Source organism: Pseudoxanthomonas suwonensis J47, assembly GCF_000513955.1.
GTDB lineage: Bacteria > Pseudomonadota > Gammaproteobacteria > Xanthomonadales > Xanthomonadaceae > Pseudoxanthomonas > Pseudoxanthomonas suwonensis_C.
Genome location: NZ_AZUZ01000010.1, coordinates 21,310 through 47,538, shown reverse-complemented (window position 1 = coordinate 47,538; position 26,229 = coordinate 21,310). Strand labels below are relative to the sequence as shown.

General features: G+C 71.9%; 23 protein-coding genes. 13 read left to right on the top strand and 10 right to left on the bottom strand.

The features are described from left to right. Position 1: 1 nt before the first annotated feature. Complete coding sequence (lpxH, locus tag M503_RS0103425) at positions 2–739, bottom strand: UDP-2,3-diacylglucosamine diphosphatase (protein ID WP_028920780.1); 738 nt, start codon at positions 737–739, stop codon at positions 2–4. A gap of 37 nt (positions 740–776) precedes the next feature. Then, positions 777–3,374 carry a serine/threonine protein kinase gene (locus tag M503_RS15580; RefSeq protein ID WP_051414190.1) on the bottom strand — a complete coding sequence of 866 codons (2,598 nt, stop codon included), beginning with the start codon at positions 3,372–3,374 and terminating at the stop codon, positions 777–779. A gap of 137 nt (positions 3,375–3,511) precedes the next feature. Here M503_RS15580 and gltX point away from each other — a divergent pair, with 137 nt between their 5' ends. Together gltX and M503_RS0103410 are read left to right on the top strand one after the other, a co-directional pair. After that, on the top strand, positions 3,512–4,915 hold the full coding sequence (gene gltX / locus M503_RS0103415; RefSeq protein WP_028920781.1) for a glutamate--tRNA ligase: 1,404 nt from the start codon (positions 3,512–3,514) through the stop codon (positions 4,913–4,915). 13 nt (positions 4,916–4,928) lie between these two features. Next, positions 4,929–5,414: a transcriptional repressor gene (locus M503_RS0103410; RefSeq protein ID WP_028917817.1), complete on the top strand. Its 486-nt coding sequence runs from the start codon at positions 4,929–4,931 to the stop codon at positions 5,412–5,414. 21 nt (positions 5,415–5,435) lie between these two features. On the opposite strand, the gene M503_RS17695 is transcribed toward M503_RS0103410, so the two are convergent. The 4 genes from M503_RS17695 to M503_RS0103395 all read right to left on the bottom strand — a co-directional run bounded on the left by M503_RS17695 (position 5,436) and on the right by M503_RS0103395 (position 9,347). After that, positions 5,436–5,951: an MFS transporter gene (locus tag M503_RS17695; protein ID WP_231472305.1), complete on the bottom strand. Its 516-nt coding sequence runs from the start codon at positions 5,949–5,951 to the stop codon at positions 5,436–5,438. A gap of 39 nt (positions 5,952–5,990) precedes the next feature. Beyond that, positions 5,991–6,647 (bottom strand): MFS transporter, encoded by a 657-nt coding sequence (locus M503_RS17690; protein WP_231472304.1) that lies wholly within the window; start codon positions 6,645–6,647, stop codon positions 5,991–5,993. Then, entirely contained in the window at positions 6,644–7,078 is a 435-nt protein-coding gene (locus M503_RS0103400) for a MarR family winged helix-turn-helix transcriptional regulator (RefSeq protein ID WP_028920782.1), read from the bottom strand. The genes M503_RS17690 and M503_RS0103400 overlap by 4 nt, the downstream gene beginning before the upstream one ends. 106 nt (positions 7,079–7,184) lie before the next feature. Further along, positions 7,185–9,347, bottom strand: a complete 2,163-nt coding sequence (locus M503_RS0103395) for a TonB-dependent receptor (RefSeq protein WP_028920783.1) — start codon at positions 9,345–9,347, stop codon at positions 7,185–7,187. A gap of 83 nt (positions 9,348–9,430) precedes the next feature. Here M503_RS0103395 and M503_RS0103390 point away from each other — a divergent pair, with 83 nt between their 5' ends. Together M503_RS0103390 and M503_RS0103385 are read left to right on the top strand one after the other, a co-directional pair. Further along, positions 9,431–9,841 (top strand): MerC family mercury resistance protein, encoded by a 411-nt coding sequence (locus M503_RS0103390; protein ID WP_028920784.1) that lies wholly within the window; start codon positions 9,431–9,433, stop codon positions 9,839–9,841. Positions 9,842–9,915: 74 nt separating this feature from the next. Further along, the gene (locus M503_RS0103385) at positions 9,916–10,098 is read left to right on the top strand and encodes a 30S ribosomal protein THX (RefSeq protein WP_024869379.1); all 183 of its coding nucleotides are present in this window, start codon (positions 9,916–9,918) and stop codon (positions 10,096–10,098) included. A 70-nt stretch (positions 10,099–10,168) separates the two neighbouring features. Here the strand turns inward: M503_RS0103385 and hutI are convergent, their stop codons facing one another. Beyond that, positions 10,169–11,392 carry an imidazolonepropionase gene (gene hutI / locus M503_RS0103380; protein ID WP_028920785.1) on the bottom strand — a complete coding sequence of 408 codons (1,224 nt, stop codon included), beginning with the start codon at positions 11,390–11,392 and terminating at the stop codon, positions 10,169–10,171. 100 nt (positions 11,393–11,492) lie between these two features. On the opposite strand from hutI, the gene M503_RS0103375 reads away from it, so the two are divergent. The 4 genes from M503_RS0103375 to M503_RS0103355 all read left to right on the top strand — a co-directional run bounded on the left by M503_RS0103375 (position 11,493) and on the right by M503_RS0103355 (position 16,986). Next, positions 11,493–12,836: a formimidoylglutamate deiminase gene (locus tag M503_RS0103375; protein WP_028920786.1), complete on the top strand. Its 1,344-nt coding sequence runs from the start codon at positions 11,493–11,495 to the stop codon at positions 12,834–12,836. A gap of 370 nt (positions 12,837–13,206) precedes the next feature. After that, complete coding sequence (locus M503_RS16755; protein WP_051414186.1) at positions 13,207–14,868, top strand: serine hydrolase; 1,662 nt, start codon at positions 13,207–13,209, stop codon at positions 14,866–14,868. Positions 14,869–14,977: 109 nt separating this feature from the next. Continuing rightward, entirely contained in the window at positions 14,978–16,204 is a 1,227-nt protein-coding gene (locus tag M503_RS0103360; RefSeq protein ID WP_028920787.1) for a sensor histidine kinase, read from the top strand. After that, positions 16,201–16,986 (top strand): LytR/AlgR family response regulator transcription factor, encoded by a 786-nt coding sequence (locus M503_RS0103355; RefSeq protein ID WP_028920788.1) that lies wholly within the window; start codon positions 16,201–16,203, stop codon positions 16,984–16,986. Before M503_RS0103360 ends, M503_RS0103355 begins: the two co-directional genes overlap by 4 nt. Before the next feature lie 723 nt (positions 16,987–17,709). Here M503_RS0103355 and trxA read toward each other — a convergent pair. Continuing rightward, positions 17,710–18,564 (bottom strand): thioredoxin, encoded by an 855-nt coding sequence (gene trxA / locus M503_RS0103345; RefSeq protein ID WP_028920789.1) that lies wholly within the window; start codon positions 18,562–18,564, stop codon positions 17,710–17,712. A gap of 140 nt (positions 18,565–18,704) precedes the next feature. On the opposite strand from trxA, the gene M503_RS0103340 reads away from it, so the two are divergent. After that, entirely contained in the window at positions 18,705–18,920 is a 216-nt protein-coding gene (locus M503_RS0103340; protein ID WP_024869372.1) for a helix-turn-helix transcriptional regulator, read from the top strand. Continuing rightward, a complete protein-coding gene (locus M503_RS0103335; protein WP_028920790.1) occupies positions 18,917–19,540 on the top strand; it encodes a DUF998 domain-containing protein in 624 nt (207 codons plus the stop codon). Before M503_RS0103340 ends, M503_RS0103335 begins: the two co-directional genes overlap by 4 nt. Here the strand turns inward: M503_RS0103335 and M503_RS0103330 are convergent. Further along, a complete protein-coding gene (locus M503_RS0103330) occupies positions 19,521–19,772 on the bottom strand; it encodes a SemiSWEET transporter (RefSeq protein WP_028920791.1) in 252 nt (83 codons plus the stop codon). The two genes, M503_RS0103335 and M503_RS0103330, sit on opposite strands and share 20 nt — an antisense overlap. Next, positions 19,769–21,064 carry a metal-dependent hydrolase family protein gene (locus tag M503_RS0103325; RefSeq protein WP_028920792.1) on the bottom strand — a complete coding sequence of 432 codons (1,296 nt, stop codon included), beginning with the start codon at positions 21,062–21,064 and terminating at the stop codon, positions 19,769–19,771. The genes M503_RS0103330 and M503_RS0103325 overlap by 4 nt, the downstream gene beginning before the upstream one ends. Before the next feature lie 186 nt (positions 21,065–21,250). Between M503_RS0103325 and leuS the strand changes: the two genes are divergently transcribed. The 3 genes from leuS (at position 21,251) to holA (ending at position 26,229) form a co-directional block, all read left to right on the top strand. Continuing rightward, positions 21,251–23,902 (top strand): leucine--tRNA ligase, encoded by a 2,652-nt coding sequence (gene leuS / locus M503_RS0103320; protein WP_028920793.1) that lies wholly within the window; start codon positions 21,251–21,253, stop codon positions 23,900–23,902. 679 nt (positions 23,903–24,581) lie between these two features. Continuing rightward, positions 24,582–25,169, top strand: a complete 588-nt coding sequence (gene lptE / locus M503_RS0103315) for an LPS assembly lipoprotein LptE (protein WP_024870450.1) — start codon at positions 24,582–24,584, stop codon at positions 25,167–25,169. Between the two features lie 22 nt (positions 25,170–25,191). Next, positions 25,192–26,229: a DNA polymerase III subunit delta gene (gene holA / locus M503_RS0103310; protein WP_028920794.1), complete on the top strand. Its 1,038-nt coding sequence runs from the start codon at positions 25,192–25,194 to the stop codon at positions 26,227–26,229.

The following is a 26,229-nucleotide window of genomic DNA, read 5'->3' as shown; positions in this document are numbered from 1 at the left end:
CTCACAGGCGGTCCAGCGTCATCCCGGCGGCGTCCACGCGCAGTACCGAACCCTGTTCGTACCAGTCGCCGAGCACGACGCGCCGGCACTCGCCGCCACCTGCCTGAAGCGTGTGGATCGCCGGACGGTGGGTGTGGCCGTGGATCAGCGTGGCCACGCCGAAGCGGGCGAGGGTGGCTTCCACCGCCGCCGGGTTAACGTCGGTCACCGTCTCGAACGCGCCGCGGTCGCCGGCGAGCATTTCCTTCTGCCGGGCCATGCTCGCCTGCCGCGCCTGGGTGGCGAAGGCCAGGCGCGCCTGCAGCGGCTGGTCGAGGAAGCGCTGCTGCCAGGCCGGGTCGCGGGTCTGCGCGCGAAACGCCTGGTAGGCGGTGTCGTCGGTGCACAGCAGGTCGCCGTGCATCAGCAGGACCGGTTCGCCATACAGCGACACCACCGCCGGGTCGGGGAGGATGCGCATGCCGGCGCGGCGCGCGTAGGCCTGGCCGACGAGGAAATCGCGGTTGCCGCGCATGAAGTACACCGGCACGCCGGCGTCCGCCACGGCGCGCAGGCCGTGCGCCACTTCCGCGCCGGCTTCGGACGGGTCGTCGTCGCCCACCCAGGCCTCGAACAGGTCTCCGAGGACGTACAGCGCGTCGGCGCGCATCGCCTCGTCGCGCAGGAAGTCGAGGAACAGGGTGGTGATCGCCGGCCGGGCCGGGTCCAGGTGCAGGTCGGAGACGAACAGCGTGGTCATGCGCCGATTGTAGGGCGACCCGACGCCGGGCGTGGGCTCAGCCGGCCGCGGCCTGGTCCTGCATGCGCGCCAGCGACCGCCGCCACGGCGAATCGTCGGGAATGCCCTCGGCCTCGAGCAGCGCCTGGTAGCGTTCGAGCACCTTGCGCATGCCTGGCGTGTCGCCCGAGGCCCTCATCGCGCGGGCCTGGCCGCGCATCGCGCTGTCGTACACGACCATGAAATCGCGCGCGTGCGGCAGCACGGCCTGCTCGGCACGGGCCAGTACCTCGGTCGCCTCGCGCGGGTCGCCGCCGGATTCGAGCAGGGCGAAGCCCAGCGCGCCGAGGGCGTAGGCGTAGTTGACCGCGTCGATCCCGGGCGCGGCGCGGGCCTCCAGCGCCGGCAGCACCTCGCGCAGCACCTGCACCGACTCCTCGTGGCGGCCGGCGCCGGTGAGCGCCTGCGCCGCGGTGACCGCGATCTGCAGGTAGAAGCGGTTTTCCGGGCCGCCGGCTTCGCGCGCCACCTGCGTCGCCAGCAGCAGCGTCTCCAGCTGGCGGGCCTTGTCGCCCAGCAGCTGGTAGCCGATGCCGAGCTGGTTGAGCACCACCGCGCGCTGCACCGTGGCCTCGCCGACCAGGTGCACGTAGTCGCGGTCGACTTCCTCGAGCAGGGCCACGCCCTCGGCGACGCCGTTTCCGCCCAGCAGCATCGCGCCGAGGTTGGACCTGGCCAGCAGCCGCGTGGCCGGCTGCGAGGCGTAGTGGACCTCCATCAGCGCGACCACCTCGCGCTGCACGGCCAGCGCCTCGTCCACGCGCTCGGCGCGGTTCAGTGCCGAAGCCAGCGCCTCCAGCGCGGTGATCCGCACGCGGCCGATCGACTGGCTGGTGGCCAGGGGCTGCAGCCTGCCGTCGAGCTCGCGCAGCACTTCGATGATCCGCGCCGCCGGCACTTCGCCGAGCAGGTCCTCGTTGCGCAGTTCCTGCACGCGGTGACGGGCCCAGGCCTCGAACTGCGCCGGATCGTCCTGCGGGAGCAGGGTGCGGGCCTCGCGGTTGAGCGCGATCGCCTCGCGGTTCTGGCCGAGGAACAGGTGCGCGTCGGCGAGCAGGCCGAGGGTGGCGGCAAGGTCCTGCTTCGCCGCCGCGGACGTGCGCCGCAGCTGCAGCGCCTCCTCCAGCACCGGCAGCGCCTGCTGGCCCAGCTGCAGGCCGATGTAGGCCTGGCCGATCGCATCGAGCATCTCAGCGCGCACCTCGGCTGGCACGTCCTGGCGCGCACGCAGGTCGACCGCGCCGCGGTCGAGCAGTTCGCGCACGGTCAGGTCCTCGCCGTGGGCCTGCGAGGGATCGGCGTTGGCGAACAGGTCGGCCATGAACGTCGACAGCGCCTGCGCCTTGTTGCGCTCGGCGGTGACCTGGCGCAGCTGGCGGTCGCGCTCGAAGGCGAAGCCGCCGAGCATCAGAAGCACCACCGCCGCGGCGGCGACCCGCCAGCGGTGCCGCCAGGCGAAGCGGCGCAGGCGGTACAGGCGCTGGCCGCGGCGGGCCGATACCGGGCGTGAGTCGAGGAAGCGGCGCAGGTCGTCGGCCAGGGCCGCGACCGAGGGATAGCGGTCGCCCGGGTCGCGGCGCAGCGCCTTCATCACGATCGCGTCCACGTCGGCGGGGATGCGGCTGACGCCCGCATCCGGCGAGGGCGCATGGCACGCGCTGGCGCTGGGCGGGCGGATCTCGCCGGAGACGATCGCGCCGGGCAGCAGGTGGCCGGATTCGACGCCGTGGTGCGGGCGCACGCCGGCCACCAGTTCGTACAGCACCACGCCCAGCGACCACACGTCCGCCGCGGTCGACAGCGGCCGGCCTTCGATGTGCTCCGGGCTGGCGTAGGCCAGGGTCAGGGCGTGGTGCGCGGTGGCGGTGGGATCGGCGGCGTGGGCGTCGCCGGTGGTGAGCCGGGCGATGCCGAAATCCAGCAGCTTCGGTTCGCCGTCGGCGCGCACCAGGATGTTGGCCGGCTTGAGGTCGCGGTGGATCACCAGGCGCTGGTGGGCGTGTTCGACCGCGGCGCAGACCTTGAGGAACAGGCGGATGCGGGCGTTCAGCGGCAGCTTGCGGGTTTCGCACCAGTGGTCGATGCGATCGCCTTCCACGTACTCCATCGCCAGGAACGGCTGGCCATCGGCGCTGAGCCCGCCGTCGATGAATTGGGCGATGTTCGGGTGCTGCAGGTTGGCGAGGATGCGGCACTCGTCGGCCATCCCCGCCGCAGTGGGGCCTGCCTGCGGGCCGGTGCCGGCCAGCATCTTCAGCGCCACCTGCTGGCGCAGGTCGCCTTCGCCGCGTTCGGCCAGGTAGACCCGGCCCATGCCGCCTTCGCCGAGCATGCGCAGGATCCGGTAACGGCCCGGCTGCGCGGCGCCGATGGTGGTGTCCTGCGCCAGCGGTTCGGTCGGGGTGTCGCCGGCGGCCCAGCGCGGTACCAGCACCTCGGTCATGTCGGCGCGCAGCGCGTCGAGCAGCCAGTCGACCTCGGTGCGCAGTCCGGGGTCGCCCGCGCAGCGCTGCTCCAGCCAGGCCTGCCGAGCCTCGGCGGGCAGCTCCATGGCTTCCATCGCGATGGACTTCGCTTGCAGGTACCGGTCCGACATGGCCTTGCTCCCCCGGGTGCCATGGACGGGCCATGGTATCGGGGGCCGGGGCCGTCCGCGCGGGGCGTGGCGGCGTTCCGCCGGGGGACGGGTGCGGCGGGGTAAAATCCCGGGATTCCATCGATCCCCCCGCCTCCATGACCTGCCGCACCCGCTTCGCCCCCAGTCCCACCGGCTACCTGCACATCGGTGGCGCCCGCACCGCGCTGTACTGCTGGCTGGAGGCCCGCCACCGCGGCGGCGAGTTCGTGCTGCGGATCGAGGACACCGACCGCGAGCGCAGCACCCAGGCGGCGATCGACGCCATCCTCGAGGCCATGGACTGGCTGGGCCTGGACTACGACGAAGGCCCGATCTACCAGACCCGGCGCATCGACCGCTACCGCGAGGTGGCCGAGCAGCTGGTCGCGCAGGGCAAGGCCTACTACGCCTACGAGACCAAGGAAGAGCTCGACGCCATGCGCGAGGCCGCGATGGCGAAGCAGGAGAAGCCGCGCTACAACGGCGCCGCGCGCGAGCTCGACCTGCCGTACCGCGACGACCCGAACCGCGTAATCCGCTTCAAGAACCCGCTTGATGGCGTGGTCGCGTTCGACGACCTGATCAAGGGCCGCATCGAGATCGCCAACAGCGAACTCGACGACATGGTGATCTTCCGTCCGGACGGCTACCCGACCTACAACTTCGCGGTCGTGGTCGACGACTGGGACATGGGCATCACCGAGGTCATCCGCGGCGACGACCACATCAACAACACCCCGCGCCAGATCAACCTGTACGAGGCGATCGGTGCGCCGGTGCCGAAGTTCGGCCACATGCCGATGATCCTGGACGAGCACGGCGCCAAGCTGTCCAAGCGCACCGGCGCGGCCGACGTGATGCAGTACAGGGACATGGGCTACCTGCCCGACGCGCTGCTGAGCTACCTGGCGCGGCTGGGCTGGTCGCACGGCGACCAGGAGATCTTCAGCCGCCAGGAGCTGATCGACCTGTTCGACGTGCGCAACTGCAATTCCAAGGCCGCGCGGCTGGACATGGCCAAGCTCGGCTGGGTCAACCAGCACTTCCTCAAGACCACCGATCCGGCCGAAATCGCGCCGCAGCTGGTGTTCCAGCTGGAGAAGCTGGGCCTGGACCTGGGCCAGGGCCCGAAGCCGGAAGAGGTGGTCCTGGCCCTGCGCGAACGCGTGCAGACGCTGAAGGAAATGGCCGAGAAGTCGGTGGTCTGGTACACGCCGCTGGAGACCTACGACGAAGCCGCCGTGGCCAAGCACCTGAAGGCCGGCGCCGACTCGCCGCTGGCCAAGGCCCGCGAGCTGCTGGCCGCGCTGCCGGAATGGACCGTCGAGGCGGTCGGCCAGGCCCTGCACGACACCGCCGCCGCGCTGGAACTGGGCATGGGCAAGGTCGCGCAGCCGCTGCGCGTGGCCATCACCGGCACCCAGGTCAGCCCCGACATTTCCTGGACGGTCTACCTGGCCGGCCGCGACGAGGCCTTGAAGCGCATCGATGCGGCCCTCACCAAGGTTCCGAAGGGCTGATTCCGGAGACGCCATGGGCAAGCCGCACGCCTGCACCGACCCGCACCACCACGTCGACAGCGCCGATGCCTTCGTGTCGGCGGTGGAGCGCGCATGCGGCGAGCGTGGCCTGCGCCTGACCCCGATCCGCGCCAACGTGCTGCGCCTGATCGCCGATGCCGGCAAGCCGGTGAAGGCCTACGACCTGCTGGAGAAGGTGCGCGAGAGCAAGGGCGCCGGCGCCGACGCGCCGCCGACCGTATACCGCGCGCTGGATTTCCTGATGGCCAACGGCTTCGTGCACAAGCTGGCCTCGGTCAACGCCTTCGTCGCCTGCCACCACCCGGACAGCGCGCAGCACTCGGTGCCGTTCCTGATCTGCGACCGCTGCCATAACGCAGTCGAACTGGAGGACCGCGAAGTGGTCGCACAGCTCGACGCGCGGGCCAAGGCCCTCGGCTTCCAGCCGCAGGCGCAGACCCTGGAAGTGCACGGACTCTGCGCGCGCTGCGCCGGCTGATCCGCTGCACGCCTGCGGTGCTTACGCCGCCGCGGGCACCAGCCTGCGTTCCCTGATCGGCGCGTTGGCCAGTGCGGCCACCAGCGCCAGCGCCATGTCCGCGTACCACATCCACTGGTAGCTGCCGGTGGCTTCCAGGGCCACGCCGCCCAGCCACGCGCCGAAGAACCCGCCGACCTGGTGCGAGAGCAGGGTCAGGCCGAACAGCGTGCCCAGGTAGCGCGGGCCGAACAGCTTGCCGACCAGGCCCGCGGTCGGCGGCACCGTCGCCAGCCAGGTGAAGCCCAGTCCGGCGGCGAACAGGTAGAACGTCCAGGCGCTCGGCGGCGCCAGCAGGAACAGCGCGATCAGCACGGCGCGGCTCGCGTACATCGCCGCCAGGATCCACTTCATCCGGAAGCGTTCGCCGAGCTTGCCGGCGGCCAGGCTGCCGGCGATGTTGAACAGGCCGATCAGCGCGATCGACACCGCCGACACGCTCGCCGGCAGTCCGCACAGCGCGACCTCGCCGGGCAGGTGGGTGACCAGGAAGGCCACGTGCACGCCGCAGGTGAAGAAGCCCAGGTGCAGCAGCCATTAGCTGCGGTCGCGCAGGGCCACGCCCAGCTGGTGGCGCAGGCCGCGGTCCTCGAAACCTTCGTGCGCGACCGGCGCCTCGCCTTCGCGGCGACGGAAGCAGCGCGCCAGCGGCAGGGTCAGCAGCGAGGTGGCGGCCATGCCGAGCATCGCCACGGTCCAGCCGGCCGCGCCGATCACCAGCTGCAGCAGCGGCGCGAACACGAACTGGCCCAGCGAGCCGCCGGCGTTGATGATGCCCGCCGCCGACGAACGCTTCTCCGGCGGCAGGCGACCCGCAGTGGCGCCGATCAGGATCGAGAAACTGCCGGCGCCCGCGCCGGCCGCGGTCATCAGGCCAAGGGTCAGCATCAGGCCCGGTCCGGAAGGCAGGAACGGCACCAGCGCCAGGCCGGCGGCGAGCAGCAGGCCGCCGGCGATGAGCACCGGTTCGGGGCCATGGCGGTCGGCGATGGCGCCGAATACCGGCTGCACCGCGCCCCAAACGAACTGGCCGATCGCCAGCGCCAGGCTGATGGTGGCGATGCCGATGCCGGTATCGAGGTGGATCGGCGCGACGAACAGGCCGGTGGTCTGCCGCGCGCCCATGGTCAGCATCAGGATGACGCCGGCGGCGATGACCAGGCCGGCGGTGCCGCGGTTGCCGGCGGCGTTCATGCCTGTCGCTCCTGTGCCAGCGCGGCGTCGAGCGCATCGAGCGTGGCGTGCAGCCGTTCGCGCGCCTGCCCACCGAGCAGGGCGTCGATGCGCTGCTGCGCCTTGCGCCACAGCGGACGCGCGCGGGCCAGGCGCTCGCGCCCGGCGTCGGTGATCCGCAGCACGCGCTGGCGCGGATCCTCGCCACGCGCGTCCTCGATCAGCCCGTCGCGGAGCAGCGGCTGCAGGTTGCGATTGAGGGTGGTGCGGTCCATGCCCAGGCGCGCCGCCAGTTCGCCCAGGCTCAGCGGCGTGCGTGCGTGGCGCAGCAGCGAGTACTGGTTGACGCCCAGGCCGGCGCCGGCGAGGGCGTGGTCGTAGACCTGCGAAACCTGGCGCGCCGCGCGGCGCAGCAGGAAGCAGGTGCAGGGCGAGGACGCGCGTTCGCTCATCGGCTGGACCAGGGGGAGGCGGGGATCCACTATACGTGCATATGCACGTATCCGCGAGCGGGGCCGGCCGGTGCGTTGCACGCCGGCCGGCCCCGCGTCCGCGTCCTCAGAACCAGGCGCGGATGCCGAACGCCAGCGCCCGGCCAGGCAGCGGTGCGTACTCGCGCAGCAGCGAGGTATGCGGGCGCGCCTCGCGGTCGCCGAGGTTGCTGCCGTCCAGGAACAGTTCCCAGGCACGGCCGCCCTCGCGCTCGAAACGGTACGCAAGGTGCGCGTCGACCAGGGTGTACGCCGGGCTCGGGTCCTCGTGGCGGGCGACGTCGCGCTGGGCGTGGTAGCGCACCGCACCCAGCGAAGCGCGCCAGCCGCCCAGTTCCCAGGACAGGCCCGCGCCGACACGCGCAGGCGCGATCCGCGGCAGGTGGCCGCCGTTGTCCAGCTCGGCCTCGTAGGCGTGGGCGTGGTCGCCATGCGGCACCTCGAACGCGACCATGCGCGTGCCGCTGCCATCGAGGCGGCCGTGGACGCGGTCGGCGAACAGGCGCAGGTCCCAGGCGCCGCTGCTGCCGTCGGCCAGGTGCAGCACGGCTTCGGCCTCGGCGCCGGTGAACAGGGCGTCGGCCTGGGTCCACAGCCGCACCGGCGTGGCGTGCTCCTCGATCCCGGTATCGGCCAGGTAGATGAAGTCGCTGAAGCCGTTGCGGTACAGCGACAGCTTCAGGTCCACGCGCTCGTTGTGCGCGTGCAGGCCGATCTCGCCGCGCAGCGCGCGCTCGGTGTCCATCGTCGCGTCGCCGATCTCGATCGAGGCGGTAGCCACGTGCAGGCCGCCGGCGTACAGCTCCTCCTGGCTCGGCGCGCGCTCGGAGCGGTCCACGCCGAAGCGCAGGTCGACCGCATCGTTGAGCTTCCAGATCGCCGCCGCCGACAGGCTGGTGGTGTGGAAGTGGCGCGAGGGCAGGGCGCCTTCCGGATCCAGGCGCACCCGGTCGTGGCGCGCGCCCAGCTCCAGCTTCAGCGGGCCGAAGGCCTTCTCCTGCACCACGAACAGGCCGTGGTTGCCGGTGACGGTGCCCGGAACGAAGGCTTCCTCGCCGACGGCGGAGAAATCGGTCTGCCCCAGCTGCAGGCCGAACACGCCGTCCCAGCCGGCGAGGGTCTGCTGCACTGCCTCGATCCGCGCCTCGTAGCCTTCGCTGGCGAAGCGCGTGCCGACCACGCCGTCCTCCAGCTCGGCATGCGCGTAGTCGCTGTAGCTGCCATGCAGCTCCAGGCTCTGCAGGAACGGCAGCGGCTCGTAGACGCCGGCCTTGAGCTCGACGCGGTCCTGGACCATGTCGATGCGCACCGCCCCGGCGCCGTGCGCGGCGTGGCCGTCGTCGTCATCGTGGTCGTCGTGGCCGTCCGGATCGTGGTCGTCGTCGCCATGCACGTGCGCGCCTGAGGGAATGCCGTAGTCGCTGCGGTACGTGGTGGCGGCCAGGCCGAAATAGCCGGCACTGCCGAACCAGGTCGCGCCGACGGCGCCGGCGCGGGTCTCCAGTTCGCTGTTGGGCAGGGTACCGCGCACCAGTTCCTCGCCGTCGTGCTCGCCAGGATGCGCGGCGGCGTAACCGGGAATGTCGTAGTCGCCGGTATCGCGGAGCAGGCCATCCACGTGCAGGACCCAGTTCCCGTTGACCCCGTCGAGGCGGAACATGCCGCTGCGCTCGTTGTTGACGGTGTTGCCGCGCAGTTCGGCGCGGCCACTGAGCGGCGTCTCCGGCAGGGCCAGGGCGATGCGGCCGTCGGCGACGTTGACCGCGCCGCCGATCGCGCCGCTGCCGAACAGCAGCGTCGCCGGGCCCTTCAATACCTCGATCTGGTCGGCCAGGAACGGTTCGACGCTGGTGGCGTGGTCGGCGCTGACGGTGGAGGCGTCCATCACCCCGAGGCCGCCGGCGAGGACCTGCACGCGCGGGCCGTCGAGGCCGCGCAGGATCGGCCGGCCGACGCCGGGGCCGAAGTAGCTGGTCTGCACGCCGGGCAGCCCGGCCACGGTCTCGCCGAGGGTGCCGGCCTTGGCCCGGTCCAGCGCGTCGCCGCGCAGGACCTCGACCGGGCGGGCGAGGGATTCGGCATCGCCGGCCAGTGGCGAGGCGGTGACCTGGACCGCATCCAGGTCGACCGGCTCGTGGGCGCCGGCGACGCCGGGGAGGGCGGCCAGGACAAGGATCAGGGCTGTGGCCAGGGGGGCGGGGCGGCGGTGAAGCGGAGGGGTATGAAGCATGGAGTCCAGAGGGGGAAGGATGACAGCCGGTGCGGAATGTTATAATGTATCCAGATCCGGCAACACCCCCCAGGACCCACGTCTTGTCGTTCGATCGCCACAAGGACCTGCTCGACCGCCTCGGCGCCACCGGGTCGCTGCTGTGCGCGATCCACTGCGCGCTGACGCCGCTGCTGCTGGCCGCGGTGCCGGCGCTGGGCCTGGGCCTGTGGTTCGACCGCAGCCTGGAGCTGGCGCTGGTGGTGTTCGTCACCCTGCTGGGCGCGTCCAGCCTGGGCTGGAGCTACCGCCGGCACCGTTCGCTGCGTGCGCTCGGCCTGCTCGTTCCCGGGCTGGCGGCGCTGTGGGCGGGCCTGGTGTACGCGCCGCTGCACGAGTCGGCGCTGCCGCACGCGGTGGTGATGACCCTCGGCGGGACCCTGGTCGGCGTGGCGCACCTGCTGAACCTGCGGCTCAACCACGGCCACGTCCACGACGCCAGCTGCGCCCACTGAGGCCTGCATGCTAGGCTTGCCGGCCTGCCGTGCGCCGCGCGGCCAGGACTTCATGCGAATCAAGGAGTTGAACAATGGGCAAGGGTGACCGCAAGACCGCCAAGGGCAAGCGCTACAACGCCAGCTACGGCAACGCGCGCCGCCATGGCGGTACCCGTGCCGCCGCGGGCGCTGCCGCGCCGGCAGCGAAGAAGACCGTGGCCAAGCCGGCCGTGAAGAAGGCCGTGGCCAAGAAGACCGTGGCGAAGGCCGGCTGATCCCAGCCCCACACGGTGTAACCGGAGAACGCGGCGCCTGGCGCCGCGTTTCTTTTTGGCGCCGCCGGGCTCAGACCGGGCGGCCGCCGATCCAGCTGGCCAGGCGCGGGTTGCCGCCCAGCCAGTAGGCCAGTTCCGCCGGCTGGCCGATGTCCCACAGCACGAAGTCGGCGCGCAGGCCCGGCTGCAGACGGCCGCGGTCGTCCAGGCCGAGCGCGCGGGCCGCATGCACGGTGGCGCCGCGCAGCGCTTCCTCCGGGGTCAGGCGGAAGTGGGTGCAGGCCAGCGACATGGCCAGGCGCAGCGACTGCAGCGGCGAAGTGCCGGGATTGCAGTCGGTGGCCACCGCCATCGGCACGCCATGGCGGCGGAATCCGTCCAGCGGCGGCAGCCGGGTCTCGCGCAGCACGTGGAAGGCGCCAGGCAGCAGCACCGCGACGGTGCCGGCGCGCGCCATCGCCTCCACGCCGGCAGGCGAGGTGTATTCGACATGGTCGGCCGACAGGCCGCCGAACTCCGCCACCAGCGCCGCGCCGTCGCCGTCGCCGAGCTGGTCGGCGTGCAGTTTCACCGGCAGGCCGAGCGCGCGCGCGGCCTCGAACACGCGCCGGGTCTGCGCGGCGTCGAAGCCGATCTTCTCGCAGAAGGCGTCGACCGCGTCGACCAGGCCTTCGGCGTGCAGTTGCGGCAGCCAGGCGCAGACCGCCTCGATATAGGCGTCGGGCCGGCCGGCAAACTCCGGCGGCAGCGCGTGCGCGCCGAGGAAGGTGGTGCGCACTTCCAGGCCCAGGGTCTCGCCGATGCGGCGCGCGACCTGCAGCGTGCGCCGTTCGCTGTCCAGGTCCAGGCCGTAGCCGGACTTGATCTCGACCGTGGTCGCGCCGTCGGCCAGCAGGGCGCGGGCACGGGGCAGCGACTGCGCCAGCAGCGCCTCGGCACCGGCGGCGCGGGTGGCGCGCACGGTCGAGACGATGCCGCCGCCGGCGCGGGCGATCTCCTCGTAACTGGCGCCCTGCAGGCGCTGCTCGAACTCGCCGGCGCGGTCGCCGCCGAACACCAGGTGGGTGTGGCAGTCGATGAGCCCGGGGGTGACCCAGCGGCCATGTGCGTGGGTGACCTGCGTGGCCAGCGTCTCCGGCGCACCGGGCAGGTCGGCCTGCACTCCGGCGAAGACGATGCGTCCGTCCTTCCAGCCCAGCGCGGCGTCGGCGATGGCGCCATAGCCGGCCTCGCCCTGCAGCGTGGCGAGGTTCGCGTCGAGGATGAGGCCGTCCCAGCGGTGGGTGTTGTCCATGCGCCGATTCTATCGGGCCGTCCGCCGGGGCTGGGGGCCGGTGTGGGGTGCGGCGCGTCACCGGATCGCCAGCGCCACCGGTTCCGGCGAGAATGCGCGCATGCATATCCCGAGCGACGCTTCCCTGATGTGGACCCGCGCCGGCTGGCGCCGCGATGCCGCGCCGGCAGTGGAGGATGGCTGCGTGGCCGCGCCACCTGCGGCCGGCGGCAATGGCGGCTGGGTGCTGCCTGGCATCCCCAACCTGCATTCGCACGCCTTCCAGCGGGCGATGGCGGGGCTGGCCGAACGCCAGACCCATCCGCAGGACTCGTTCTGGACCTGGCGCGAGGCGATGTACCGGATCGCCGCGCGCTTCGATCCGGACAGCCTGTACGCGGTGGCTGCGCAGCTGTACGTGGAGATGCTCGAGGCCGGCTTCACCACGGTGTGCGAGTTCCACTACCTGCACCACGCGCCGGACGGCAGCGCCTATGCCGATCCGGCGGCGATGTCGCAGGCGCTGGTCGCCGCGGCGCGCGACACCGGCATCCGCCTGACCCTGTTGCCGGTGCTGTACATGACCGGTGGCTTCGACCGCCGCCCCCTGTCGGCGCGGCAGCGGCGTTTCGGCCACGACCTCGAGGGCTTCCTGCGCCTGTTCGGAACCCTGCGCGCGCAGGAGGACGCGACCCTGCGCGTGGGCGTGGCCTTCCACAGCCTGCGCGCGGTGCCGGCCGAGGCGCTGTCGGCGGCGCTGGCCGCCCTGCCGGCGGACATCCCGTTGCACATCCACATCGCCGAGCAGGTAGGCGAGGTGCAGGACTGCCTGGCGGTGCGCAATGCGCGGCCGGTGGAATGGCTGCTGGCGAACGCGCCGGTCGACGCGGGCTGGACCCTGGTGCACGCCACCCACCTCACCGCCGACGAGGTCGCCGGCATCGCGCGCAGCGGCGCCACGGTGGCGCTGTGTCCGACCACCGAGGCCAACCTCGGCGATGGCCTGTTCCCGCTGCGCGACTACCTGGCCGCTGGCGGACGCTGGGGGGTCGGCTCGGATTCGCACATCTCGGTGTCGCCGGTCGAGGAACTGCGCTGGCTCGAGTACGGCCAGCGCCTGCAGGCGCGCCGCCGCAACATGGCCGCCGGCGGCGAGGGCGACAGCGTCGGCGAGGCGCTGCTGCGCGGGACGCTGGCCAGCGGCGCGCAGGCCACCGGCCAGCCGGTGGGCGAGCTGGCGCCGGGGATGGCCGCCGACTGGATCGTGCTCGACACGGCTTCGCCGGTGTTCGCCGGCGCGCGTGAGCAGGACGTGGTGGACCGCTGGCTGTTCTCCGGCAACCGGCCGCTGGTGCGCGACGTGTACGTGGCCGGGGAGCAGGTCGTGTCGGACGGCCGCCATCGCGACCGGGAGGCGATCGCAGCGCGCTACCGGGTGGCGGTGGAGCGGCTGCTGGCGGACTGAAGCGCGTCGCTACGCGCCAGCTGCCTCGCCGTATGCGCAGCGCTGCTCGAAAGCACTGGCGTGGTTGGCTTCGGACGGAGGCGTGCTACCGCGGTTTTCGGCGCGTTGGGCTCGTGGCTTCGCTCCTGTTTCCCTCTCCCTCCGGGGTGAGACGGGGGGCGGAGCGGAGCCCGGGGGAGAAAGTCGGCACTACGGCGCCGTTGGCACCCGGCCCTCACCCCCACCCCCTCTCCCGGTGGGAGGGGGGAGACCAGAGCATCCATGTATCCTCCCGCGCGGTTCGTCGCCCGCAGGCGGGGGTTCGTCGCAAGCCCGCACGCTTGCCGGCGGCTCCGGCAGCATGGCCCCATCACGACACAGGAGGTGCTGCATGAACATCCGTCCCGCCGCGCTGGTTGCCGCCCTTGCCACCACGCTGTCCGTCCCCGGGTTCGCCCATGCGATGACCGACGCCGAGCTGGCCGGCATCGTCCGCCAGCGCATCGACGGCGACCGTACCGGGGCCTGCATGGCCGTCGCCGTGGTCGAGAAGTCGCAGGTCGCCCGCACCTTCCAGTGCGCCAACCCGGCCGACGCCGCGCGCATCGGTCCGGACGCGGCGTTCGAGATCGGTTCGGTCAGCAAGACCATGACCGCCGCGCTGCTCGCCGACCTGATCCTGCAGGGCAAGGGTTCGCTGGACGACACCCTGGCCTCGTGGCTGCCGGAAGGCACGAAGGTGCCCGACTTCAACGGCCAGCCGATCCTGCTGCGCCACGTGGTGACCCACACCTCCGGCCTGCCGGCGCTGCCGTCGCGGCTCGGTGCCACGACCATGGCCGATCCTTACGCCAACCTCGACGAGGCCGCGCTGCTGGCCTCGCTGGGCGATGCGCAGCTGGCGTCGGCGCCGGGCACGAAGTTCGAATACTCCAACTTCGCCTCGATGGTGCTGTCGTATGCGGTGGCCCGTCGCGCCGGCACCGATTTCGAGACCCTGGCGAAGGAGCGCCTGTTCAAGCCGCTGGGCATGGACCGCGCCCACGTCAACCAGCCGCCTGCAGGCGTGCGCGCGGCGACCGGGCACACGCCCGATACCCGCGCCACCCCGGCCTGGCACTTCGCCACCAACCTGGCCGGCGTCGGTGGCGTGCGCGCCACCCTCGACGACATGATGAAGTACGTGCAGGGCGGCCTGGGCTGGACCGGCGCGCCGATCACCGCGGCGCTGGCCAAGACCCACGAACAGGTCTCGGAGAAGCCGGCGATGGGCATGAACTGGCTGATGGTGCCGGGGGCCGGACGCACCGTGCTGGCCCATGAGGGCGGCACCGGCGGCTTCTCCTCGTACGTCGCGATCGATCCGCAGCAGCAGCGCGGCGTGGTGGTCCTGTCCGACACCGCGCTGCACTCGATCGGTGGCCTCGGCAGCCTGGGCAACCACCTGGTCGATGCCTCGCTGCCGCTGGGCAAGCCGCGCAAGCTGGCCGCGGCCGATCCGGCGCTGCTGGAAGCGCTGGCCGGCGAATACCAGCTGCAGGGCGCGATGAAGATGACCCTCGGCCACCGCGACGGCAAGCTGTTCGTGCAGCCGGCCGGGCAGGGCGAGTTCGAAATGGGTCACGACGATGCCGGCGATTTCTTCCCGCTGAAGCTCGACGCGGTCCTGCGTCCGACGCGCAAGGCCGATGGCAGCTATACCTTCACCTGGTTGCAGATGGGCGGCATCCTCCCGGCTACGCGTATCGATCCGACCGCCGCGCCGGCACCCACCGCCGCGGAGTTGGCTGCATACGCCGGCGACTATCCGCTGATGCCGGGCTTCTCGCTGAACGTGCGCAGCGAAGGCGGCAAGCTGCTGGCGCAGGCCACCGGGCAGGGGGCGTTCGAGCTGGAGGCCGCGGCGAAGGACCGCTTCGAGGCGCCGGCCTTCGGCATCGAGATCCGCTTCCTGCGCGGCGCCGATGGCCAGGTCGAGTCGCTCGAGCTGCACCAGGGCGGCCAGGTGCTGCGCGGTGCGCGCACGCCGGCCGCCGCTGGCGCCGGCCGCTGAGGAGATACGGCCATGGAGATGCTGACCACCCTGCTGGCGCCGGCCGCCGCCCTGCTCGCGCTGCTGCTTCCGGGCAGCAGCGGACGCCGCACGGCCTGAGGACTGATCGATGAGCGAACGTTCCGGTTATCCGCTGGGCCAGGTGCTGCCGCCGGCCGTTCTGCTGGGCGGCAACGCGGTGTGGAGCCGCTACCGCCAGTACCCGGTGTTCAGCCTGCGCTGGCTGGCCGGCCGCAGCCTGCTGGTGTGCAGCGTCATCGCGGTGGTGTCGATGTTCACCGGTACCGGCGTGGGCCTGGCGGTGCAGGACTGGGGCGCCGGCCTGCGTGGTGGCCTGGCCCACTTCATCGCCTTCAGCCTGATGGCCACGCTAGGTCCGGCGATGGCCACGGCGGTGCGCCGCCGCCGCTGGCCGGAAGCCACGGAGCGCCGCGCGGTGGTGCTGGCGGTCCTCGCGGGCATGGTGATCAGCTATGGCGTCGACAAGGTGGCTTCGGCCTACGTGGCGGAGCTGATGCAGCCCCACCTGGCGGCGATGGGCCTGAAGTCCACGCCGGGTCCGCAGCTGGGTCCGGTGGCCAAGGCGATCGGCCTGGCCTTGAACGTGGCCGCGCTGGTGGTGATCTACGGTCTGTTCGGCGGTGGCCTGGCGCTGCGCGCGTACTTCAGCGAGCGCCGCCGCTGGGAAGCGGACCAGCACGCGCGCGAGGTGGGCGAGCTGGAATCGCGGGTGCGCGAGGCCGACCTGCGCCTGGGCGTCCTGCAGGCGCAGGTGGAGCCGCACTTCCTGTTCAACACGCTGGCCTCGGTGCGCGCGCTGGTGCGGCAGGATCCGGCGCAGGCCGAGGCCACCCTCGATGCGCTGGTCGGCTTCCTGCGCGCGACCATCCCCAAGCTGCGCGACGGCCAGTCCCTGCACGCGACCCTGGGCCAGCAGCTGGAGATCTGCGCCAGCTACCTGGAGCTGATGCGGGTGCGCATGGGCGGACGCCTCACCTATACGATTTCGGTGGCGCCGGAACTGCGCGCGCATCCATTTCCGCCGTCGCTGCTGATCACCCTGGTGGAGAACGCGATCAAGCACGGCATCGAGCCGCGCCCCGGCCCTGGCCGCATCGACGTGGTGGCCGAGCGCGAAGACGGGCGGCTGCGCGTGCGGGTGGTCGATGATGGTGCCGGGCTGAAGCCGGGCGTCGGTGGCGGGATGGGCCTGGCCAACGTGCGCGACCAGCTGGCGCACCGCTTCGGCGACCGCGCCAGCCTGCAGTTGCAGCCGGGGCCGCGCGGGGGCGTGGTGGCGCAGGTGGAAGTGCCGTGCGCGATGGAGGAGGCATGACGGACAACGGAGACGTGCGCGTCACCGCGCTGATCGCCGAGGACGAGGCACCGCAGCGGCGCGCGTTGCACGAGCAGCTGCTGCAGGCGTGGCCGGGGCTGGAAGTGGTCGCGGTCTGCGAGGACGGGGTCTCGGCGCTGGAGGCGGTGGACGGGAAGCGGCCGGACGTGGCCTTCCTCGACATCCGCATGCCCGGTGTCAGCGGGCTGAACGTGGCGCGGGAAGTCGTCGCGCAGGGCGGGCTGGTGGTGTTCACGACGGCCTATGACGATTACGCAGTGAAGGCCTTCGAGGCCGGCGCCGCCGACTACATCCTCAAGCCGGTGCAGGCGTCGCGGCTGGAGCAGGCGGTGGAGCGGTTGCGCGAGCGCCTGGCCGCGCGCCAGCGCGACGGCGGCGCGGACCTGCGTTCGCTGATCGACGACCTGGAGGCGCGGCTGCGTCCGCAGGGCGAGCGGCTGATCCGCTGGATCACGGCGAGCGCCGGCGACAGCGTGCGCATGATCGGCATCGACGAGGTGCTGTTCTTCCAGGCCAGCGAGAAGTACGTGCGGGTGGTGACGGCCACTGGCGAGGGGGTGATCCGGACGCCGTTGAAGGAGCTGCTGGCGGGGCTGAATCCGGACGAATTCTGGCAGGTGCACCGGGGGACGGTGGTGCGGGTGCAGGCGATCGACCGGGTGACGCGCAGCGAGCTGGGCCGGTACGTGCTGAGCCTGAAGAACCACGAGGAACGCCTGGCGGTAAGCGCGGCGTTCGTGCACCGGTTCAGGGGGATGTAACGGGCGGTGGTGCGGGCGCTGCGGCGAGCGTGACGGTGACTGTCACGGCAGCAGCAACTGCAACTGCAACTGCAACTGCAACTGCAACTGCAACTGCAACTGCAACCGCAACTGCAACTGCAACTGCAACTGCAAAGGCGTTGGGGTACGCGGGCTTCGGACGGAGCCGCGGCAGCACGGGGGTATCGCGCATCGCGCGGTTCCGCGTCCGCGCCGGGAATGGGCAAGGGCGCTGGCGACGGCTGGCGCGTCGCCACGCGCCAGCCGACTCACCGCTTGCACTGCGCTCGCGAACGCGGCACATCCATGTGCCGCTTGCGCCATACCCCCCGCGCTACCGCGTCTTCCGGAGCTTTGGGGACATGGCTTCGCTCTCGCTCCCCTCTCCCACCGGGAGAGGGGCAGGGGTGAGGGTCGGGCGCCGACGAGCTGGCTTGCTCGCAAGGACGTCAGATTCCCGACGCTTCCAATCAGGGTGCGGCCTGCGTCTGTTTTGCGTACGACTGCTCTGAGCGCTCATCGGCAAGAGCAATGGCAACTGCGTTGATGCCGTCGGCTTCGGACGGAGCCACGGCAGCGCGGGGGGCGCCGGGAATGAACGAGGGCGCTGGCGACGTCTGGCGCGTCGCCACGCGCCAGCTGCCCTACCGCGTCTTTCGGCGCTTTGGGAGCGTGGCTTCGCTCTTGTTTCCCCTCTCCCGGTGGGAGAGGGGTGGTGGCTGCTCAGAACAGCAGCGACGCCATCCTGCGGCGGTACTGGCCGACCAGGTCTTCGTCCTCGACCACGCGGAAGGCGTCGATGAGAGCCTTCTTCGGCAGGCCGTCCTCGTAGGCGCGGTCGCGGCGCAGCATCTCCAGCAGCTGCTCCAGGCCGGTGGCGGCGTCGCCGCCGACCAGGTGGTGCACGGCGAGGAGGTGGCGGGCCTTGAGGTCGTCCGGGTTGGCGGTGATGGCCTGTTCCAGCACCGGCACCGGCGGGGCGTCCTTGAGCAGGGCGGCGAAGCCGAGGCGGGCGCGGGCGCGTACGGCGCGGTCGTCGGTGGAGAGGTTGGCCGGCAGGGCGTCGAGCAGCTGGGTGGCTTCGGTGGTGCCGCCGATCTTCAGCAGGGCCAGGGCCAGGTCGAGCTTGAGGCCGTCGTTGTCCGGCGCGGCTTCGAGTTCGCGGCGCAGGCGCACGACTTCGGCGTGCGGATCGAGCGGGGCGGCCTCGTCCGGCGCCTGTTCGGCGGCCAGCGGTTCGATGCCGTGCTGCTGCAGGAACTGGCGCAGCTGCCCTTCCGGCAGGGCGCCCTGGAAGGCGTCGACCGGCTGGCCACCGATCAGCAGGAACACGGTCGGCACCGAGCGGATCTGGAACGCGGCGGCGATCTGCTGCTCCTTGTCGACGTCGACCTTGGCCAGTACGAAGGCGCCGCCGTATTCGGCGGCCAGCTTCTCCAGGATCGGGGTCAGCGACTTGCACGGTCCGCACCAGGTCGCCCAGAAGTCGACCAGCACCGGCGTCTGCAGCGACTGCTGCAGGACCGCACTTTCGAAGGTGTCGGTGGTGACGTCGATGACGTGGGGCAGGTCGGCCATGAAGGATTCCGTGGGAGTGGGCGGATGGCGCCGAGATGGAGCCGGAGGGCGCAGCTTACAAGCCGATGTAAGGTCGACTTGACATCGGAGGGTGCGGATGTAAGGTGGATTTTACATCCGTCCGTCAGGGAGCGAGGTCCATGGCCGGTACGCCGGTCGGCAACGACATCCGCCGCTGGCGCGCCGGGCGCGGCGGCATGACCCAGCAGGCGCTGGCCGACGCCTGCGGCGTGACCCGGCAGACCATCATCGCGCTGGAGGCGGGGCGTTACGCGCCTTCGCTGGAACTGGCCTTCCGCATCGCACGCGCGCTCGGGGCCGGCATCGAGGACGTATTCCACTGGAGGGACGCATGAACACCATCGAGCGGTTGCGCCTGCCGCTGGCTCTGGCGGCGCTGGCCAGCACCGTGATGGCCGCGCTGGTCGCGGGACTGGCGACCGAGGGCTTCTCGCATCTGCGCCATCCGCTGGCGGTCCTCGGCGCGCAACAGCTGGAATGGCGAGGCAGCCTGTTCGGCCTGTTCGCTTTCGTCCTGCCCGGACTGGTCGGCGCCTGGCTGGCGCTGGACCTGCGCCGGCGCCTGCCGCAGGGCAGCGGCTGGCCGGCGCGGATCGGCGCGCAGCTGCTGTTGCTGGCGGCGCTGGGCTTCGCCGCGCAGGGCGTGCTGCCGCTGGACCTGGAATCGCTGGACGGCGGCATCGGCCGCTACCACGCCACCGCGTGGCTGCTGTGGGCGCTGGCCTTCCCGGTGGGCGGACTGCTGACGAGCGGCGGCCTGTGGCACGCGCCGGGCTGGCGCAGGTTCGCGATCGCCACGATCGCCGCCGCCGGGCTGGTCGTGGTCTGCGGCTTCCTCGGCAGCGGCTGGGTTGGCGCGGCGCTGGCGCAGCGGATCGCGTTCGGCCTGTGGCTGGCCTGGGGCGCGGTCGCGGCGACCGCGCCGGCGCTGCCGTTCAACCGTGGCGCAGCTTGAGCGCGAGGATCAGCAGCGCCAGCAGCAGGGTGATGCAGTTGGACAGGATCATCGGCCAGGAACCGAGCGCGATCCCGTAGGCCAGCCAGAAGCACAGGCCCACGGTGAAGATCACGTACATGCCCAGCGAGATCGAGCGGGTGTCGCGGCTGCGCAGGGTCTTCAGCGCCTGCGGCACGAAGGCCGCGGTGGTCAGGGTGGCGCCCACGTAGCCGAGCCATTCGCCGCTCATGGCGTGTCCGGCGCCCGGTAGACCACGCCGTCCTTCATCACGAAGGCCACGTCCATGACCACGTTGATGTCGGCCAGCGGATCGCCCGGCACGGCGACGATGTCGGCGCGCTTGCCAGCCTCGAGCACGCCCTGGTCGTCCACGCCCAGCACCTCGGCGGCGCGGATCGTCGCCGCCTGCAGCGCCACCGCGGCAGGGATGCCGGCTTCGACCATGTAGATGAACTCGCGCGCGTTGTCGCCGTGCGGGCCGACGCCCATGTCGGTACCGAAGGCGATCTTCACGCCGTTGCGGTAGGCCTTGCCGGCGGTCTCCTGGATCAGCGCGCCGATCCGCGCCGCCTTCGGCCGCACCACTTCGGGGAAGTACCCGTCGATCTTCGCCTTGTCGGCGACGAAGCGGCCGGCGTGGATGGTCGGGATGTACCAGGTGCCGTGCTGCTTCATCAGCCGCATGGCCTCCTCGTCCATGTAGGTGCCGTGCTCGATGCTGGTGACGCCGGCGCGGATCGCGCGCTTCATGCCCTCGGCGCCGTGGGCGTGGGCGGCGACGCGGTAGCCGTAGTCGCGCGCGGTCTCGACCACGGCGCGCACCTCTTCGTCGGTGAACTGCGGCGCGTCGCCGGAGCGGGCGTAGGACAGCACGCCGCCGGTGGCGGTGATCTTGATCAGGTCGCTGCCTTCCTTGTAGCGCTGGCGCACGGCCTGGCGGGCGCCGTCGACCGAGTCGACCACGCCGTCGGCCGGGCCGGGCGGGCCGTGCAGGTCCGACAGCAGGTGGTTCCAGCCATTGGTCGGGTCGGCGTGGCCGCCGGTGGTGGCGATCGAACGGCCGGCGGCGAAGATCCGCGGGCCGCGGACCCGGCCCTGGGCGATGGCGTCGCGCAGGTGCGGGGCGACGTCGCCGCCGAGGTCGCGGACGCTGGTGAAACCGGCCAGCAGGGTCTTCTCGGCGTACCCGACGCTGCGGAAGGCGTAGTCGACCGGGTCCAGGCGGAAGCCTTCGGCGTAGCTCTGCGGGCTGGACTGGTCCTCCAGGTGCACGTGCAGGTCGGTCCAGCCGGGCATGCAGGCATGCCCGCGCAGGTCGACCGCGCCGGCGGCCGAGGCCTCCGGGATGCCGGGCCGCACCGCCGCGATGTGGCCGTCGCGCACCTGCACCGTATGCGGCCCGAGCAGGCGGCCGCTGCGGGCGTCGAACAGCCGGCCGCAGTGCAGTTCGGCCGGTTCCGGCGGGACCGCCAGGGCGGCGGCAGGGGCGAGCAGGACCAGCGACAGCAGCAGTACGCGCATCCGACGGTCTCCGGTGGGTCCGGCCGATGGTAGCCGCTGCCGGGGGCGTTCCGGGGAGCCGGCCGGCGGGCCGTGGAGGGCCGCCGCCACGCGGTCCGGCGGCACCCCCCGCCGGGGCCGCCAAGTGGAGCCCGATGCTGCGCTGCGGTACCCTTGGCGACTTTGCCGCAGCCGCAGCGAACCCGCATGTCCGCCGTTCCCGAAAACGCCTCGTCCTACGATCCCCGCCAGGTGGAGGCCGCCGCCCAGAAGTTCTGGGGCACCACCCGTGCGTTCGAGGTCTCCGAGTCCTCCGACAAGCCGAAGTACTACTGCCTGTCGATGCTGCCGTACCCGTCCGGCGCGCTGCACATGGGCCACGTGCGCAACTACACGATCGGTGACGTGATCAGCCGCTACAAGCGCATGACCGGCCACAACGTGCTGCAGCCGATGGGCTGGGACGCGTTCGGCCTGCCGGCCGAGAACGCGGCGATCAAGAACAAGGTCGCCCCGGCGAAGTGGACCTACAGGAACATCGAGCACATGCGCTCGCAGCTGAAGTCGCTGGGTTACGCCATCGACTGGTCGCGCGAGTTCGCCACCTGCACGCCCGAGTACTACGTGCACGAGCAGCGCATGTTCGTGCGCCTGATGCGCAAGGGCCTGGCCTACCGCAAGAACGCGGTGGTGAACTGGGACCCGGTCGACCAGACCGTGCTGGCCAACGAGCAGGTGATCGACGGCCGCGGCTGGCGCTCCGGCGCGCTGGTCGAGAAGCGCGAGATCCCGCAGTGGTTCCTGCGCATCACCGATTACGCCCAGGAACTGCTGGACGGCCTGGACGAGCTGCCGGGCTGGCCGGATTCGGTCAAGACCATGCAGCGCAACTGGATCGGCCGCTCCGAGGGCCTGGAGATCCAGTTCGACGTGGTCGACGGCGCCGGCGCCGCGCTGGAGCCGATCCGCGTGTTCACCACCCGCCCGGACACGCTGATGGGCGTGACCTTCGTGTCGATCGCCGGCGAACACCCGCTGGCGCTGAAGGCCGCCGCTTCGAAGCCGGAGCTGGCCGCGTTCCTGGAAGAGCTCAAGCGCGGCGGCGTGTCCGAGGCCGAGCTGGAGACCCAGGAAAAGCGCGGCATGGACACCGGCCTGAAGGCGGTGCACCCGGTCACCGGCGAGCAGGTGCCGATCTGGGTCGCCAACTTCGTGCTGATGGGATACGGCACCGGCGCGGTCATGGCCGTCCCCGGCCACGACCAGCGCGACTTCGAGTTCGCCAGCAAGTACGGCCTGCGCAAGGTGCAGGTGATCTCGCTGAAGTCGCCGCGCAACGAGGACGAGAAGAGCTGGGACGCCGACACCTGGCGCGACTGGTACGGTGACAAGTCGCGCGACGACCTGGAGCTGGTCAACTCCGGCGAGTTCGACGGCCTGGACTACTGGGGCGCGTTCGAGGCCCTGGCCGAGCGCTTCGAGCGCCAGGGCCGCGGCCAGCGCCGCGTGAACTACCGCCTGCGCGACTGGGGCGTGAGCCGCCAGCGCTACTGGGGCTGCCCGATCCCGGTGATCTACTGCGACAAGTGCGGCGCGGTGCCGGTGCCGGAAGACCAGCTGCCGGTGGTGCTGCCGGAGGACGTGGAGTTCAGCGGGACGGGCTCCCCGATCAAGACCAATCCCGAGTGGCGCAAGTGCACCTGCCCCGAGTGTGGTGCGCCGGCCGAGCGCGAGACCGACACCTTCGACACCTTCATGGAGTCGAGCTGGTACTACGCCCGCTACACCTCGCCGCAGGCGCGCGAGATGGTCGACAAGCGCGGCAACTACTGGCTGCCGGTGGACCAGTACATCGGCGGCATCGAGCACGCGATCCTGCACCTGATGTACTTCCGCTTCTACCACAAGCTCCTGCGCGACGCGCGGCTGGTGGACAGCGACGAGCCGGCGCTGAACCTGCTCACCCAGGGCATGGTCATTGCCGACACCTACTACCGCGAGAACCCGGACGGTTCCAAGGACTGGATCAACCCGGCCGACGTGGACGTGCAGCGCGACGACAAGGGCCGGGTGACCGGGGCGGTGCTGCGCGCCGACGGCCAGCCGGTGCTGGTCGGCGGCACCGAGAAGATGTCCAAGTCGAAGAACAACGGCGTCGACCCGCAGGCGATGGTCGACAAGTACGGCGCCGACACCGTGCGCCTGTTCTCGATGTTCGCCGCGCCGCCGGAGCAGTCGCTGGAGTGGAACGAGGCCGGCGTCGACGGCATGGCGCGCTTCCTGCGCCGGCTGTGGTCGCAGGTGCAGAAGCACGCCGCCGAGGGCGCCGCCCCGGCGCTGGACGTGGCCGCGCTCGATGCCGGGCAGAAGGCCCTGCGCCGCAAGACCCACGAGACCATCGAGAAGGTCTCCAACGACTACGGCAAGCGCCACAGCTTCAACACCGCCATCGCCGCGGTGATGGAGCTGATGAACGCGGTGGCCAGGTTCGACGACGCCAGCGAACAGGGCCGCGCCGTGCGCCAGGAAGCGCTGGAGGCGGCGGTGCTGCTGCTCAACCCGATCACCCCGCACTCCAGCCACGCCCTGTGGCAGCTGCTGGGCCACCCGGAGACGCTGCTGGAGGACGTGCCGTTCCCGAAGGCCGACCCGGCCGCGCTGGTGCGCGACGCCGTGACCCTGGCGGTGCAGGTCAACGGCAAGCTGCGCGGCACCATCGAGGTCGCCGCCGACCTGCCGCGCGACCAGATCGAAGCCCTGGCCAAGGCCGAGCCGAACGCGGCCAGGTACCTGGAAGGCCTGACGATCCGCAAGGTCATCGTCGTTCCGGGGAAGATCGTCAATATCGTGGCTGCTTAAGCAGCCACGATATTGACGGCGTGCAGCGCGGCCCGCAGCCGCGCTGCATCCAAGGTTCCTGCGGAACCTTGGGTCCCGCTCGCCATGCCTCCATCCCCCCGTCCGCGCTGCGCGCGGACAGCCCCCCAACTTGGGGGCGGTAGCGTCGGCTGTTTCCGCCTGGCGCCTGTCGGTGCGGAGGAGCCTTCGGCCCCACGCCTTGAGCTTCCATCCCCGATCCGCGCTGCGCGCGGATCCGCCCCCAACCTGGGGGCTATGACGTCGGCTTGGTCTGCGCACGGGCGACTCAGGGGCGCGCGGCCCGCAGGCCGCGCTGCCCCCAAGGTTCCTGCGGAACCTTGGGTCCCGCTCGCCATGCCTCCATCCCCCCCGTCCGCGCTGCGCGCGGACAGCCCCCCCAACTTGGGGGGGCGGTAGCGTCGGCTGTTTCCGCCTGGCGCGTGTCGGTGCGGAGGAGCCTTGGGCCCCACGCCTTGAGCTTCCATCCCCGATCCGCGCTGCGCGCGGATCCGTCCGAAGCGGGCCAGACCCAACTGCTTGGTTTGCTGGCCCGCCGAGGCTTCGCCCGAAGCCCGCCACCCGCGGCCGGCCTCCACGCCAGCACCTACAACGCCCGTTCACGGCCGCTCGGGCAGGCTGGCGGTTGCCGCTGCCTGCCGGCTCGTCCAGACTTGCGCCCATGATCCGATACGCGTTGCCTGTCCTCCTCGCGCTGGCCCTGGCCGGCTGCGGTTTCCACCTGCGCGACCGCCTGGCGCTTCCGGAGGACACGCCGCCGGTGCTGGTCTCCTCGACCACCCCCTTCAGCGAGCTGGTCACCACCCTCGAGCGCAACCTGCGCAACGCCGGCGCCACCGTCGCCTCGCGCGAGGAGGTCGGCAGGGACCGCACGGCGCGCGTGGCGCGGCTGGAAATCGTGTCCGAGCGCTGGGGCGACCTGCCGATCGCGATCGACAACCAGGGCCGCGCCCAGGAGTTCAGCCTGCGCTACGCCACCATCTTCACCTTCCGCATGGCCGACGGCCGCGAACTGGTGCCGCAGCAGGTGGTCGAACTGTCGCGCGACTACGTGTCGCCGCCGGAAAACGCCACCGGCACCAGCACCGAGCGCGAAATCCTCGCCGACGAACTGCGCCGCGAGATGGCCGCCTCCATCCTGCGCCGCATCGACAGCGTGGTCCGCGCCGAGGCCGCGCGTGGCGCCGCCGTGGCGCCGGCCGCGACCGAAGCGCCGCTGCCGACCCCGCCGTCCTCGCCCACGCCCTGATGGTGTCGATGGACGCGTCCTGATGGAACTGCGCCCCGACCAGCTCGCGACGCAGGCCGCCACGCAGCCGCTGCAGCCGGTGTACCTGATCGCCGGCCCCGAGACCCTGCACGTGATCGAAGCCGCCGACGCGGTACGCGCCCGCGCCCGCGCCGAAAGCGCCGAGCGCGAAGTCTTCGACGGCGACGGCCGCGACCCGGACTGGGACGGACTGGCCGCCAGCTTCAACGCGCCCAGCCTGTTCAGCAGCCGCCGGCTGCTGGAAGTGCGCCTGCCCAGCGGCAAGCCGGGCAAGACCGGCGCCGAAGTCGTAAGCAGCTTCTGCGAGAACCCGCCCGCCGACGTCACCCTGCTCATCGTCGCCGGCGACTGGAGCAAGGCCCACCAGGGCAAGTGGGTCGAGGCGATCAACCGCCGCGGCGTAGTCTCCATCGCCTGGGCGGTCAAACCGCACGAATTGCCCGGCTGGATCGACCGGCGCCTGCGCGAGCGCGGCCTGCGTGCCTCTCCCGAGGCGGTGCAGGGCCTGGCCGAGCGCGTGGAAGGCAACCTGCTCGCCGCCGCGCAGGAAATCGACAAGCTGGCGCTGCTGGCGCCGGAAGGCGTGCTCGACCTGGCGGCGATGCAGTCGCTGGTCGCCGACGCCGCGCGCTACGACGTGTTCCGCCTGCTGGAGGCGACGCTCTCCGGCCAGGCCGCGCAGGTGCGGCGCATGCTCGCCGGCCTGCGCGCCGAGGGCGAGCAGGTGGCCGGGTTGATGCCGATGGTGATCCGCGAACTGCTGCGCGCCGCCGCGCTGTCGCGGGCCCAGGCGCGCGGCGCCAACCTGGCCGCGGAGATGAAGTCGCAAGGCCTGTGGGAAGCGCGCCAGGCGCCGTTCAAGCGCGCGCTGCAGCGCCACGCCACGCCGCTGCGCTGGAACCGCTTCGTCGCCTACGCCTCGCGCATCGACCGCGCGGCGAAGGGCCGCGGCCCGGGCGAGCCCTGGCAGCTGCTGGAACGGCTGCTGCTGGCGATCGCCGAAACCCCGGCCACCCGGCTGCTGGCCGCCAGCCGCTGA